Annotated in this window: 11 protein-coding genes; 5 read left to right on the top strand and 6 right to left on the bottom strand. The window is 49.8% G+C overall.

Features of this window, described 5'->3' with window-relative positions; all coding sequences use genetic code 11:
- Positions 1-58 precede the first annotated feature (58 nt).
- From FYJ73_RS04155 to FYJ73_RS04145, 3 genes are read left to right on the top strand one after another with little or no spacing between them, the layout of a single operon-like run.
- Positions 59-781, top strand: coding sequence for a T9SS type B sorting domain-containing protein (locus FYJ73_RS04155; RefSeq protein ID WP_154533450.1), 723 nt, complete (start codon positions 59-61; stop codon positions 779-781).
- Positions 774-3,650 (top strand): excinuclease ABC subunit UvrA, encoded by a 2,877-nt coding sequence (uvrA, locus tag FYJ73_RS04150; RefSeq protein WP_154533449.1) that lies wholly within the window; start codon positions 774-776, stop codon positions 3,648-3,650. The genes FYJ73_RS04155 and uvrA overlap by 8 nt, the downstream gene beginning before the upstream one ends.
- Positions 3,651-3,664: 14 nt before the next feature.
- A complete protein-coding gene (locus FYJ73_RS04145; protein WP_154533524.1) occupies positions 3,665-4,495 on the top strand; it encodes a GSCFA domain-containing protein in 831 nt (276 codons plus the stop codon).
- Between the two features lie 558 nt (positions 4,496-5,053).
- Here the strand turns inward: FYJ73_RS04145 and FYJ73_RS04140 are convergent.
- The 3 genes from FYJ73_RS04140 to FYJ73_RS04130 all read right to left on the bottom strand — a co-directional run bounded on the left by FYJ73_RS04140 (position 5,054) and on the right by FYJ73_RS04130 (position 7,531).
- Entirely contained in the window at positions 5,054-5,440 is a 387-nt protein-coding gene (locus FYJ73_RS04140) for a DUF805 domain-containing protein (RefSeq protein WP_235899222.1), read from the bottom strand.
- 264 nt (positions 5,441-5,704) lie between these two features.
- Positions 5,705-6,076, bottom strand: a complete 372-nt coding sequence (locus FYJ73_RS04135; protein WP_154533448.1) for a hypothetical protein — start codon at positions 6,074-6,076, stop codon at positions 5,705-5,707.
- Positions 6,077-6,079: 3 nt separating this feature from the next.
- Complete coding sequence (locus tag FYJ73_RS04130) at positions 6,080-7,531, bottom strand: aminoacyl-histidine dipeptidase (protein ID WP_154533447.1); 1,452 nt, start codon at positions 7,529-7,531, stop codon at positions 6,080-6,082.
- Between the two features lie 108 nt (positions 7,532-7,639).
- Here FYJ73_RS04130 and FYJ73_RS04125 point away from each other — a divergent pair, with 108 nt between their 5' ends.
- Entirely contained in the window at positions 7,640-7,834 is a 195-nt protein-coding gene (locus FYJ73_RS04125; RefSeq protein WP_154533446.1) for a hypothetical protein, read from the top strand.
- A gap of 44 nt (positions 7,835-7,878) precedes the next feature.
- Entirely contained in the window at positions 7,879-8,475 is a 597-nt protein-coding gene (locus FYJ73_RS04120) for an OmpH/Skp family outer membrane protein (RefSeq protein WP_154533445.1), read from the top strand.
- 225 nt (positions 8,476-8,700) lie between these two features.
- Here the strand turns inward: FYJ73_RS04120 and FYJ73_RS04115 are convergent, their stop codons facing one another.
- From FYJ73_RS04115 to FYJ73_RS04105, 3 genes are all read right to left on the bottom strand, one after another.
- Entirely contained in the window at positions 8,701-10,602 is a 1,902-nt protein-coding gene (locus FYJ73_RS04115) for a TonB-dependent receptor (RefSeq protein ID WP_154533444.1), read from the bottom strand.
- A 565-nt stretch (positions 10,603-11,167) separates the two neighbouring features.
- Positions 11,168-11,701 (bottom strand): hypothetical protein, encoded by a 534-nt coding sequence (locus tag FYJ73_RS04110; protein WP_206081681.1) that lies wholly within the window; start codon positions 11,699-11,701, stop codon positions 11,168-11,170.
- Between the two features lie 64 nt (positions 11,702-11,765).
- On the bottom strand, positions 11,766-14,330 hold the full coding sequence (locus FYJ73_RS04105) for a carboxypeptidase-like regulatory domain-containing protein (protein WP_206081680.1): 2,565 nt from the start codon (positions 14,328-14,330) through the stop codon (positions 11,766-11,768).
- Between the last annotated feature and the right edge of the window lies 1 nt (position 14,331).

The following is a 14,331-nucleotide window of genomic DNA, read 5'->3' as shown; positions in this document are numbered from 1 at the left end:
CGTATCTACACTTCATTTCCTATAAAAATCACTAACTTTGCATCAACCGATTATCGTAATGAACATCACTCACATCATCATCTCCGCACTCCTGACGGCCTGCCCACTGCTCAGCTTGGCACAGTCAACACCCGCCATCGCCCCATCGTTTACCTATACCGACAGCGAGGGCAACGAGCAAACCGTGACCTCTGCCGATGACCAAGCTCCCCTGGCAGCCTCTTTCCACGCCAATGCCACCGATACCGAAGGGTGGAACGCACACTATGAATGGCATTTCTACCTCGAAGGCCAGCGTTCCAATCCCTATCTCGTCAGATATGAGACCGACACGCAGTACACGTTCACCAAGGCCGGCACACATCTCGTGGAGCTCTGGGCCACCTTTGTGCAGGGCAATGACACCATCGCCTATACCGATACTTACTGGCAGAGCGAGGGCACACCGCTCTCCATATCCATCGCGGAAAGCAAACTGGAAATGCCCAACGCCTTCTCGCCCAACGGCGACGGCATCAACGACACCTACCAGGCCAAGAGCGGATACAAGAGCATCGTGGAGTTCCATGCCACTATCTTCAACCGATGGGGACAAAAACTATACTCCTGGGACGACCCTGCAGGAGGATGGGACGGCAAATTCCACGGCAAGGACGTAGCGCAGGGTGTTTATTACGTGCTTGTCAAGGCCAAAGGTGCCGACGGGCGAAACTATCATATCAAGCGTGACGTGAACTTGTTACGCGGATACTCAGAAACGACAAGCAACAGCAATGAATAAGAAAGACAGAAGTCTCTACCCTCAGTTCCAGAACGGATGGATCGACGTCTATGGCGCACGCGTCCACAATCTGAAAAACATCGACGTGAAGATTCCGCGCGGCTCACTCACGGTGATCACCGGACTCTCGGGGTCGGGAAAGTCGTCACTGGCCTTTGACACCATCTACGCTGAAGGACAGCGCCGATACATAGAGACGTTTTCGGCCTACGCCCGCAATTTTCTGGGCAACATGCAGCGACCCGATGTCGACAAGATCACGGGACTGAGCCCCGTAATCAGCATCGAGCAGAAAACAACAAACAAGAATCCACGCTCCACAGTGGGCACCACGACGGAGATCTACGACTACCTCAGACTGCTCTACGCACGCGCCGGTACGGCCTACAGCTATCTCAGCGGACAGAAGATGGTGAAATACACTGAGGAGAAAATCGTCGACATGATCCTCCACGACTATGCCGACAAGGCAGTGTATATCCTTGCGCCCCTCGTCCGCCAGCGCAAAGGCCACTACCGCGAGCTCTTCGAGAGCCTGCGCCGCAAAGGCTACCTTTATGTCCGCGTGGACGGCGAGATCAAAGAGATCGCACGCGGCATGAAGACCGACCGATACAAAAACCATAACATCGAGGTGGTCATCGACAAGCTCCGCGTCCGACCCGACGACGGCGAGCGACTGGCGCAGACCATTGCCACGGCCATGCGGCAGGGCGACGGTGCCATCATGATGCTCGACAAGGAGACGGGCGAGTGCCGAAACTTTTCCAAACGACTGATGGATCCCGCCACGGGCCTGTCCTACGGCGACCCTGCTCCGAACATCTTCTCGTTCAACTCACCAGAAGGTGCCTGTCCTCACTGCAAAGGACTCGGCGTGGTCAGCGAGGTGGACATGAAAAAGGTGGTACCCGACCCTACTCTCTCCATCCACCAAGGGGCCATCGCACCACTGGGCAAATACAAGAACCAGATGATCTTCTGGCAGATAGAGTCGATACTCAGCAAATACGACTGCAACCTCAAGACACCTTTCAAGGACATACCCGAGGACGCTGTCGACGAACTGATGAACGGCTCGCTCGAAGAGATACGCATCGACAAAGACAAGGTGCACACCTCAACGGACTACTTCGTGGCCTTTGACGGCATCGTGAAATACCTGCGTACGCTCATCGAGAGCGACGACAGCGCAGCCGGACAGAAATGGGCTTCACAGTTTCTGGCCGACAAGGAGTGTCCCGCCTGCCATGGCAAACGGCTGAAAAAAGAAGCCCTTGCCTATCGTGTCTGGGACAAGGACATCAGCGAGGTCAGCAATCTCGACATCGACTTGCTGCGCGACTGGCTCGACCAGGTCGAGGATCATCTCGAAGAAGGCAAGAAGCGCATTGCCCACGAGATCATCAAGGAATTGCGCTCGCGCGTGTCGTTCCTCCTCGACGTGGGGCTTAACTACCTCTCCCTCAACCGCCAGTCGGCAACGCTCTCGGGCGGTGAGAGCCAACGCATACGTCTGGCTACACAGATCGGCTCTCAGCTCGTCAACGTGCTCTATATCCTCGACGAGCCCAGCATCGGACTGCACCAGCGCGACAATGAGCGGCTCATCAACTCGCTCAAGGAACTGCGCGACCAAGGCAACACCGTCGTCGTCGTCGAGCACGACGAGGACATGATGCGCGCCGCCGACTGGATTGTCGACATCGGACCGAAGGCGGGACGCAAAGGCGGTGAGGAGGTCTTCGAAGGTACACCGGAAGAGATGCTCAAGACCGACACGCTCACCGCTCAGTATCTCAATGGTGAGCGCGCCATCGAGATTCCGGCCGAGCGCCGAAAAGGCAATGGCAAGATGATCACCATCCACGGTGCGTCGGGCAACAACCTGAAACATATCGATGTCTCCTTCCCGCTCGGCACGCTGACCGTGGTCACCGGTGTATCGGGATCGGGTAAGTCCACGCTCATCAACGAGACCTTGCAGCCTATCCTCTCGCAGCACTTCTACCGTTCGCTCAAAAAGCCGATGCCCTACGACAGCATCGACGGCATCGACAACATCGACAAGGTGGTCAACGTCGACCAAAGTCCTATCGGCCGCACACCGCGCTCCAACCCTGCTACCTACACAGGCGTGTTCAGCGACATCCGCAATCTGTTTGTGGAATTGCCCGAGGCTAAGATCCGTGGCTATAAGCCGGGACGCTTCTCGTTCAATGTCAAGGGCGGCCGCTGCGAGGCTTGCGGCGGCAACGGCTACAAGACGATAGAGATGAACTTCATGCCCAACGTCTATGTACCCTGTGAGGTGTGCCACGGCAAACGCTACAACCGCGAGACACTGGAGGTGCGCTACAAAGGCAAGTCCATAGCCGACGTGCTCGACATGACGATCAACCAAGCCGTAGAGTTCTTCGAGAACGTGCCGACCATCCTGCCTAAGATCAAAGCACTGCAGGACGTGGGACTCGGATACATCAAACTCGGACAGAGCTCCACGACGCTCTCCGGTGGTGAGAGCCAACGCGTGAAACTTGCTACAGAGCTCAGCAAGCGCGACACAGGCAAGACACTCTACATCCTCGACGAGCCGACAACGGGTCTGCACTTCGAGGACATCCGCATACTCATGGCGGTCTTGGAAAAACTCGTCAGCCGTGGCAACACGGTGATCATCATCGAGCACAACCTCGACGTGATCAAGTTGGCCGACTATATCATCGACATGGGACCGGAAGGTGGACGTGGCGGTGGTCAGGTGCTCTCCAAGGGTACGCCGGAAGAGGTGGCCGAGTGCAAACTGGGCTACACACCACGGTTCCTAAAGGCAATATTAGAGAAAGCAAAATCCGACAACAAGATTTGATAAGAAACACAGCCATGCAGTTCACCACACCCGTCACCATTTCGCCCTCACCGTGGCAGATCGATCCTTGCGAGCGGATGCTCTTCGTGGGATCGTGCTTTGCCGACAACATCGGCAAGCGGTTCAAGGAAGAGAAATTCCGCGCGATGGTCAATCCTTTCGGTGTGATGTACAATCCAGTGAGTGTGCTCCATACCGTGAAGCGACTTAGCGATGCCGGTCAGCTGCCCTTCAGCACTGATGAGCCAAGTACTGCTGTCTTCACGCTCGGCACGAATCACGTCTACCGGCTCATCGCCACGGGTGAGATCGTGGATAACTGTCAGAAGCGGCCGCAAAAGCTTTTCCATGAAGAGCAGCTGACTGTCAGCCAGTGTGCCGATGCACTTTCTGAGGCGATCCGACAGATTCGCTCTTCCTTTCCCTTGACGCGTTTTCTGCTCACCGTGAGTCCTATCCGCTACCGAAAATACGGCTATCACGGCAGTCAGCTGTCCAAAGCCACACTGCTGTTGGCTGTCGACCAGGTCATCAAAACGTTTGATGACCCGACGGTTGCCTATTTTCCTTCCTACGAGATTGTCAACGATGAGCTCCGCGACTACCGATTCTATCAGCAAGACATGCTCCACCCCACCGAGCAGGCTGTCAGCTATATCTACGAGCGCATGGCCGACACCTATTTCTCTCCTGCCACGCTCCATTTCCTTGAGCAGTGGCACCCCATCCGCAAAGCCCTTGAGCACCACCCCTTCGACCCTCAGTCTGCCGAATACCAGCAGTTTCTTCACAAGGCACAAGAAGATTACAAGGCGCTAAAGGACAAATATCATTTCGAAGGATAACAAAGCCGACAAATCTCACCCCACCTACGCAGGATGTGGTCAGACACAAAAAAAATCGGGTGTCTCACGACAACCGATTCCCAAAAAACAAACTACTTAAAAACTAATCTACTAAAACAAATCAAAATTTCTTATTGCTTATGTTACACGTCACTTAATGACGTTTACTACTTCTACATTTCTTTTTTTTATCTATCACAAAGTTAGTGTTTTTTGCGCTTACTGCCAAGAGTTTATAAAAGTATTTATTGGGGATTTAAGTATTAATAACAATTACCTATAGTGTTACCGCGCACAGCATTTGACATAAATCAATTAAACAACAAAATTCGGTTTTTATGTAGAAAATAAATTGTGGGATTGCCAAGGACTTAGTACCTTTGCATCGTCAAAAGGTTAATAGATTGTTTAGGTTAGTAATAGATTTAGGTTTTTAGTTATTAGGTTTTAAGATTGTGATAACACTTTGAGCGGAGAGTCGCTCAATTTATCTTTAGATTTTTCACAATTAAGATAGCACAGCCTTGGAAGTGATTCCGGGGCTGTGTTTTTTATTTCTTATTCTTCTTCCAACTCAGATCCGAAGCGGTTCTCCTGCGGTTCGCTCGGCTGGCAAAGCAACACGATGAGCCAAATGAAGCCAATGATGGGGATGAGGCAGATCCAGTACCACTGTCCACCCTTACCTATGTCGTGGAGACGGCGCCAAGCTACTCCGAGACTCGGCAGCAACAGTGCCAACGAGATGCCATAGTAGAAGATACTCGTCAACACGATGGCAACGAAATCACCTGACGACACCGCCCACTCGTTAATGGCAGCAAGCACAATGCCAATGATGAAAGAGTCAAGAGCAAACCACCAGTACTCGGGACGACGCGCACGGCCGTTGAAATTGCAATAGTTGTGAAAAACAACTTTCTGGAAAGCGGAAACCATGTTCATAATCAATACGATTTTAAGTTAGAAATTATCTTTTTGAGTATATTGGGTACAAATATAATAAAAAGATATCATTTCTACAAGTTTCTGCTTCAATTTGTTTCATTTGAGCCATCAGTTTTTCGCTTCTCTCACATTCTCATACGCTAAGGTTGCAAGCCTTTTTTACCCATCAAACGCCAAATGCCCCGACGCATCGGCACGTGTATGTTACGATGCGACGGGGCATTGAGCATAAAAAAGACATACCGTCTCGACAGCAGGTCATCAGTTTCGCTTCACTCCCACGATGCCCTGAAGCTTGTCGTCGAAGTAGAACGTGCGGGAGACAGTATCACGATCATGGGCAAACCACCCGTGCATGAACAGCAACTTGGGCGTGTAGCCCTGATAGTTGACGCGGTGCATGACGATCCTCGAGTGCTCGGCCTCGGCATGCATAGCCTTTAAGGCTACGGGCGTGACGAAGAACGTGGAGTCGAGACGCGACCAGCGCACCACCTCATAGTCCTGCATGGGCATGTGCTCCTCCATGAAGTCCCGAGCCAGACTGCGTGCCTCGTGACGCTCGCCACAGCCCGAGAGCAGGAAGGCCAGTGCCAGCAGAGGCAGCAAAGTCGTTTTCAACGTTCTGATCATAGACTATTCCTCGGGAATATTCTTCAGAATTTCGAGCAGATGATCCCACACCATCTGTACCGTGGGGATGTGGAGGCACTCGTCGGGCGTATGGACGTGGCGGAGCGTAGGACCGAAGCTGACCATGTCGAGCTCAGGATATTTCTCTGAGAACAAGCCACACTCCAGACCGGCATGAATGCCACGAACGACGGGATCCTTATGGAAGAGTTTCTTATAAGCATCGACGGCCACCTTCACCATCTTGGAGTTGGGGTTCATCTTCCACGCGGGGTAGCCGCTGCCCTGCTCCACTTCCGCACCGGCCAGTTCAAAGGCGGCACGCACCGTGTTGGCCATGTTGCGAAGGTTGCTTGTTACGTTGGAGCGATGGCTGGCAACGAAGACGACGCTGTCGTCGGTGGTATGCACACTGGCAACATTGCTGGAAGTCTCCACCATATCGTTCAGGGCCGGATCCTGGCAGATGGCGAAGACGCCATTGTCCAGAGCCTGAAGTCCGGCTATCAGTTTGCGGCTGACCTCTTTGGGCAGCACCTGCTGCGCCTCTGCACTCTGCAGGCTCCATGCCATGTTGACATCCGTAACGTGGAACTCGTCCTCAACATCCTTGGAGAAGATGTTCCAGTCAGCCTTCACCTCCTCTTTCTTGTCAGCGGGAACGGCGAAGACGATCTTGCCGTCGCGAGGGATGGCGTTGTGCATCTTGCCAGAGTTCCACTGTGCCAGTCTGAGGTCAGTCTTGTTTTGCTCCATATAGAGGAAGCGGGCCAGGATCTTGATAGCGTTGGCACGTTTCTTCTCGATGTCGTCGCCGGAGTGTCCGCCTTTGAGGCCTTTGAGACTGCCCTCGAAGAAGAAGTAGCCCTTAGGCGCATCCTCGCGCTGGAAGCGGAAGGTAGCCTTTGTCGACATACCACCGGCACAGGAGATGAAAATCTGACCTTCCTCCTCAGAGTCGAGGTTGACAAGATACTTACCGGTCATGAAACCGGGTTTCATGCCGATGGCACCGCCAAGACTTGTTTCCTCATCGACGGTGAAGACACACTCCAGCGGACCGTGCTCGATGTCGTCGGAGTCGAGGATGGCCAACTCAATGGCATCGCCGATGCCGTCGTCGGCACCCAACGTAGTGCCTTTGGCATGGAGCCACTCACCGTCGACATAAGTCTGAATGGCATCTTTATGGAAGTCGAAGTCCACATCGACGAGTTTGTCGCAGACCATATCCATGTGGCTTTGCAGAATCGTGGTAGGACGGTTCTCATAGCCTTTGGTAGCCGGTTTGCGGATCAGCACGTTGCCGGTCTCGTCGACCAGTGTTTCCAAACCGTGATCCTCGCCAAACTTCTTCAGGAAGGCGATCATTTGTTCCTCGTGTTTCGAGGGGCGGGGTATGTGGTTGATCTTTGCGAATTGCTCGAACACGCGAGCTGGTTTCAATTCTGCCATGATGTTCGTTTTTTAATAAGGTTTATGTGTTTTTTCTTTGTCATTTGCCTTTATTGTGCTATCTTTGCACTTATAATTGTGCAAGCAAGCACTGCAAAATTACAAAAAATGATAGAAACATTACTCTGCACGGTGTTAATAATTGCTATTGCCATGATCCTGCTGTGTGCGCGCGTCATCTTGAAGAAGAACGGCTCGTTTCAGTCGCAGCACATCCACGACAATGCGGCTCTACGCAAGCAGGGCATTCATTGCGTCATCGACCAAGACCGCGAGGCTCGCATGAAGTCGCAGGCAATGTGATCAGCACGCTATCGGAAATTAAAAACAAAACAGAATACAAGACAATGAAAACTACAAACGCATTACGCACGCTGGCCGTGATGGCTATGTCAGCTCTCACGCTCGTCAGCTGCGACAAGAGCAAGCCTCAGATGGACGACAAGGCTCCTGAGACAACAACGAAAGCCGCAAGTTCCAAGATTGCTTTCGTGGAGGTAGACTCCATCATGACGCAGTATCAGTTCTGCAAGGAGTATAGCAAGATCCTCGAGCAGAAGGGCAACAACATCCAAAAGACGCTCGCCAGCAAACAACAACAACTGCAGGCCGCCGCTGCCAACTTCCAGCAAAAAGTACAGCAGAACGCATACACACGTGAGCAGGCTGAGGCTATACAGGCCGGACTGCAGAAACAAAGCAATGACCTGCAGCAACTCAACCAGCGACTGAGCGGTGAGTTCCAGGAGGAGACCAACAAATACAACAAGGCACTGCACGACTCTCTGCAGCACTATTTGGCTATCTACAACAAGGATAAGAAGTATGGTATGATCTTTGCCAAGCAGGGCGACAACGTGCTCTATGCCGACAAAGCCTATGACATCACCAACGAGGTGGTGGCTGGACTGAACAAAGCCTACAAAAGCAAACTGAAGAAGTAAACGACTTCATGCAATCAGATATATAAGGAGCAGAGCACAGTATTTGTCGCTCTGCTCTTATCTTATATGACATAAACTGTCATACATATCTCAAAAGACGAGTAACTCTTGTCTTTATCCCTAAGGAAATGATTGCAGATGACTTTCGTCAGTTCCCTAATTCTAACTGATTCTTGACAAGATTGCATGTTGTCTTGAAAAAGGAAATTACATACAAGATATATTTTAATTACTAATTCCATTCTTCATAATCGCAGAATTGATACTTTTATCGGTATCTACATCAGAGTATGCGTGTTTCTTGTTACCAAAGTCCATGGATATGGATGCCTTCAGATAGAAGAACTTCCCGCGGAGATTGTCAAGGCGGTATTGGAATTTGCTGTAATCCCGCGTGAGCAGTGAACTGTGGGAACGATAGTCGGTAAACGGATTCTGGCAACCGGCCTGCAAGCCAATACCCTTAAACTTGTAAGAGACCGTCAGTCCATACAATGCAGTGTTGGACCATTGCTCAAGTGTGGCATAAACGCCATGTCGGTAGGTTGTGTAATACATGCCGATATTCAGGGCGTTGATAGCATACGAAATGGATGACTTGTTATACCATTCCGTATCCGTCAGCCCATTTCTGCCGGTCACTTGATAGTGCTCAGCACCCAAACGTGTCTTCACCAGAAAGCCATTCTTCGAATAGCTCACTCCTATCTCCGGATTGGTGTAATAATAATGACCCTCCGTCAGCAACGAATGGATAAAATAGCCATTGTCATAGCTGACAAACTCAGCATTGTTTTTCCAACTGATGAACATGTCATACATGGCATAGAACGACCATGAGCCGACATCGCAGTTGACATCCAGTGTGTTGGAGACGATGGTCGTGGGCTTCAGATTAGGATTTCCCCGTCTTTTCTGAATTGTGTCGATGTCCTGCTCGATGTTGTTGTACATCGTCATTGTCGGGTAACTGTTCGTCAAGCTGCCACGATATTGTACGTAGAGGCCCGGCGTGAGCGTGTATTTCACCGTAGCCGAGACGCGTGGACTATAACGGTATTTATTCGCGTCTCCTCGAATCTTGTATACCAGTTGGCTGATACCGCCATCCAAAGACGCGAACATCTTCGGCCAGCGTTTGGAGACTCCCATTTCCAGCAAAGTCTCAGAATAGGTCAGTCCACCCTTCACCTTCGTTTGGTTGAGCTGGTAATTCATCCTTGAGTTCTCTGTGAAATTATACAAAGCCCCCGTCAACGTCCAGCTCTTGCCCATCACCTTTGTATAATTACTCCCGAGGACCAATCTGTAGTAGTGCTCTTTCGTGAAGTTGCTATTATTGAAAGCCCCTTCCTTGAGCAGGTAGTCAAATCTGTTGTTGGAGTAATCCAAAGATCCTCTGAAACTCAGTCGCTGGCTGTCCCTTAGCTGAAACCTGCTACTGAAGGACAAATAGGGCGAATAGGAAGACTCATTGCTTGTTTCCAATGAGGTCGTGGTTCTTTCAAAAGCTCCTTGATAGCGGGTCCGATAGCCAGCACTTGTCTCCGGTCGGCGAAACAGATAGCCTAACCGCACATTGAAAGTCGTGGAATCGCCATAATAGTGAAAATTGTAGAACAGATTGCTACTCCTCTTCTTATGACTTGAAGTGTTGGAAACAAGGCCTTTCTCCAGTTCGTCCCCATTCGGATAAACAAAATGCTCGGTTTGGTCTGCATAAGAGTCTTCGTCATGGGAATGGGACTCGGCATATGCCAGGCTATGCTCATATCTCTGCTTGTAGAATCTTACCACGCCATTGCCATCCCCCACATTCTTATTCAGTCCATGCATCCCGTTGGCCATGATCTTTCCGCCCCGATCTTTTCGCTTTGTCGTAAACTTGACAATGCAGTCATATTGAGCATATTCTCCCGTCGGCATGGCGTCGTATTCCACTTTCAGAATATCGTTAGGGGATAGTGTCTTGACATCACTGGGATTCGTAACAATATGATTGTCAATAACGAAGGTCACCGCTTTCCCCCTTACGGTTGTCTCATAGGTGATCGCGTCAATGTCCAGTTGAGGAATTGCCATGTTCCTGAGCAAGTCATAGCCGTCCATAGACACTTTCTTTTGCAATGCTGTTGGAATATAAACATCATTGTTTATTTCATGAATCTTCTGACTAGATTTGACAACGACCTCATTAAGCTCCACCTTTTTCAAGGTATCTTGTTCCAAAGAGTCTATATATGCAAAATGATTATGACCAATGATGACACGCGAATGTACTGTCGTAGCATACATTTCATTATGTACAACAGCAAACAACAACCCAAACGCAACATACCAAAGCATAAGGTTTAGAAGAGATTTCTTCATCATTTGTCTATATTAAGTTTAATCACAGAAGATGACATTTTATAATGTTCTTCTAAACATCTGTTCAGATAGTCCATATCTAAACTGCCGTCTTGATATGTAGAACATAGATTATAATGCCCATTCTGAAATTTATTTTTTAGACGATCTTCATATTAAAGTCGTTTTATGGTTTTCGATTGCAAATTTAGCCACTTTAGAGATATGAAGCAAATAAATCAGGTCTATTTCTTTATTTCTATTGTCTCTGTAATATCCTAAATATTAAGCTATTATAATTTATATTCAATAAAGTAGGTCTATTTCTGCAATTTTGGAGTCACTAAAAGGCTTCAATGAACTTACGCAAAGACGTCTTTTCACCGCTAATTCCTACTTTAGCTTTATAGACAAACAACTTTTGCTTGATCGATTTTTCGCTAATCCCATATATCAAAGCCAATGCCTTTGTGGGCATTTTAAGACGGAGAAGCATCATAAGTCTAATGCCATCATCGCTTAGGTCGGGGAATGTGCTATGTAGTCTGGACACGAAGTTGCCTTCTACACCATCTACAAACAGTCTTATCTCCTCCCAGTCCTCTTCTGTTAGCGGCACGCTGTCGGTCTTGTTGCCTCGCAATTCTTGAATCTTTTGGGCAGTATCTATCCTCCTAAGAATGAAATTGCGCATTGCGGAGAGTTGAATCTCCTTGTGATGCAATTCCTCGTTGTGTATCTTTTCTTCTTGGAGCAACTTTTTTTCCTCGGTTTTCAGCTTGAATTTTGCATTTGACTTAAATTGTCGGTAAGAATGCAGAATAAATACAATTATAGCCAGACCGAGCAAGGATGCGATGACTATGAGCCAAGACAAGACCCGTGTTTTACCTTTAGCAATGCCCTCCTCATATTTTGTTTTATCAGTTCAGTTCCATATATTATGGCTTATACACAAGTGTCAGTAATAACTCCCGGCCTCGAAGGATGGTCTCTGAGCGCATCTTTGTGAGGTTGGCAACGGTGGAACGGACATAGGACTTCTCGTTAAGCAGATTACTCAGGCCCAACTCATAGTCGATATGTCTGGATGTGAGTCCGATGATTGCGTCAGCAAAGAAGATGTCCTTGTATTTCGACGGCATCAGCTGATTGTGGTCATATTCACCCTTGAGGGTAAAACGCAGTTTGCCGGCGGGTATGATGATCTTTGCCGTGTGCTGCCAGTTGTTGAACGAAGACCTGTTGCCGTTCTCGGGCAGCATGTCGTCGTAGGCGTATTGTACAGAATAGTCGATGGACATGTCGGTGTAAGGGGAGAGATACAGCGATGCCTTGGTGCTGAGTGCATTGTATTTTGCCGGCGAAACGCTACCGTCCTGATACATCTTCGAGTCCGTGTGGCTATAGAGTCCGCGCAAGGTGAACTTTCCGTTGAGGAAGGGCAGCCCTTGCTGATACATCAGCGTAGAGTTCCAACTGTTGCTGTTCGTCTTGACGGGAATCGTTCCTATGATGATATATTCACCGGAGAACTCGCGCGACAAGGTATACGGCGTGGTGTCGAACGAGCGGGAGACGCGACCCATGAAATGCGTGCCCTTCAAGCTGTTGCGGTAAAATAGCGAATAGCTTACCGTCTTACTCTTGGCTACATCATATCCGGCATAGCCTTGGTTAAGATAGAGATAGTCCTGCATGATCAGTGAGCCATAGAAGCGGTTGAAGTCCAGCGGCTCTACGCTATAGCTGCCATGAACGTTCATGGTGATCCGGGAGGTGGCATCCCAACGGATATGCAGCGACGGAGAAATGTCTAATCGGTTTCTGCCTGTGTCCTCACTGTATTTGTAATGCGAGCTTTCAACAGGTGCGGAAAGAGATAATTTGAAATCATTGGCGTTGTACTCCAGTTGCGGACTGGCATATAGCTTGGCATAGCCAAAATGACTCTTTCCGGTTGTCGTGCCAATGGAGTCCGGCAGGCCGTAGGCATTGGCTGTGAGGTAGCGCAGCAAACCTTTTACACCAAACTTCATGCTTAGGCTAAGCAGTCCCAACTTCCATCCACCGGAAGCATACGTGTCGGTGGAGTAGAACCGCTGTAACAAGTTCTGCTGCTTGGTGGAGTCGACATACAGATGCTGAGGACGCTGCTGAACACTGTTGTTGGAGTAGAAGGAGACGAGCGTGTTGCCATACCGGCGGATGACGTAGAGATTATCGCGGAAGTCAAACACCGGCAGCAGTGAGTGCTGAGCATGCGAGTGCGTACCTGTCTCACTGAGATGCTGCGACAGCCACGTCATGTCGCTGGAGAGTGAGTTGCGTAGATAGCTCTTCGAAGAGTTATGCTCGTATTTCAGCAGAGCATAAAGGTTGTTGCTGTTCGACCGCCACGAGAGATCATTGTTGATGATACGGTTGCCATCCGTCAGGACATACTCCGTCCGTTGACTTCCCCATGCCTTGTCCCGCTCGTTGTTGTAGACAAGTTGGAAGTTTATCTGTGAATCCTCGCTGATACGTTTCATGACATTCGCCGTAAAGGCATGGCTACGGTTCAGCAGACTGCGTTCACGGGAAAGACCTGACGCTGTGGGAACGGAGAGCCGGATGAAACTCTTAGGTTGCTCACCCATTAATTCGTCAAGACTGAATAGGTTTGTCGACTCACGGCTGACATCCGTACCCGTATTGTTGGTCTTGTAGGTCAGCATCGTCTGTAGGTCCGACTTCAACCTCAAGCCGAATCCCTCGAAGAGCCATCTGCCTTTGTCATAGCCGTCGTGTGCGCTGCCATATCCTCCGCCGGCCTTCCACGATGTCACCCAATGGGTCTTGGCACTGCTCTTCATCTTGATGTTCACGGCGGCATCGTCCGTAAACGTGAAATCTTCCAGTACTCGAATGGGTTGATGGTTGCGCAAGACCTGCACAGAGCCCACCTCGCCCTGCGGCAGCGTGTTGGTGGCTGTACCGTACTTACCGCCAAGCATGTCAAGACCTTCTATATAGAACTTGCTGATCGGCTTGCCCTCATAAGAGATTTTTCCTGTTGACTTGTCCACGTCGAAACCGGGCATCTTCGCAATCACGTCGCCGATACTCCGGTCATTGCCGTTGGCGTAAGCACCTACAATATAAGATATGGTGTCGCCATGCTCGTGCACTTTGTCCGACTTTACCTTCACCTCTCGCAGCTCTATTGCGCCGTCGCTCATTCTGATCGTTAGCGGTTTCATGTTGCTACTGACGGCAATGTGCTGGTTTTTGAAACCAAGCATACTGAATATCAACGAATCACCAGCCTCTGCTTTGATGCTGAAAGATCCGTCGCTGCCACTGCTGGCATATCCGCCCAACTTATGTCCCTGCGTATATCGCTTGATAATGACTGAAGGCAAAGGTTCTCCGTGATCATCGACGACTTTGCCTGTGACTACAGTCTGGGCAGAAACTGACAAGGCTGACAGAAAGATGAGCAAACAGATAATCTTCAACATC

The organism is Hallella mizrahii (genome assembly GCF_009695775.1).
GTDB classification, from domain to species: domain Bacteria; phylum Bacteroidota; class Bacteroidia; order Bacteroidales; family Bacteroidaceae; genus Prevotella; species Prevotella mizrahii.
The sequence above is the reverse complement of the archived record's forward strand: the minus strand, read 5'-3'. Positions and strand labels throughout refer to the sequence as shown.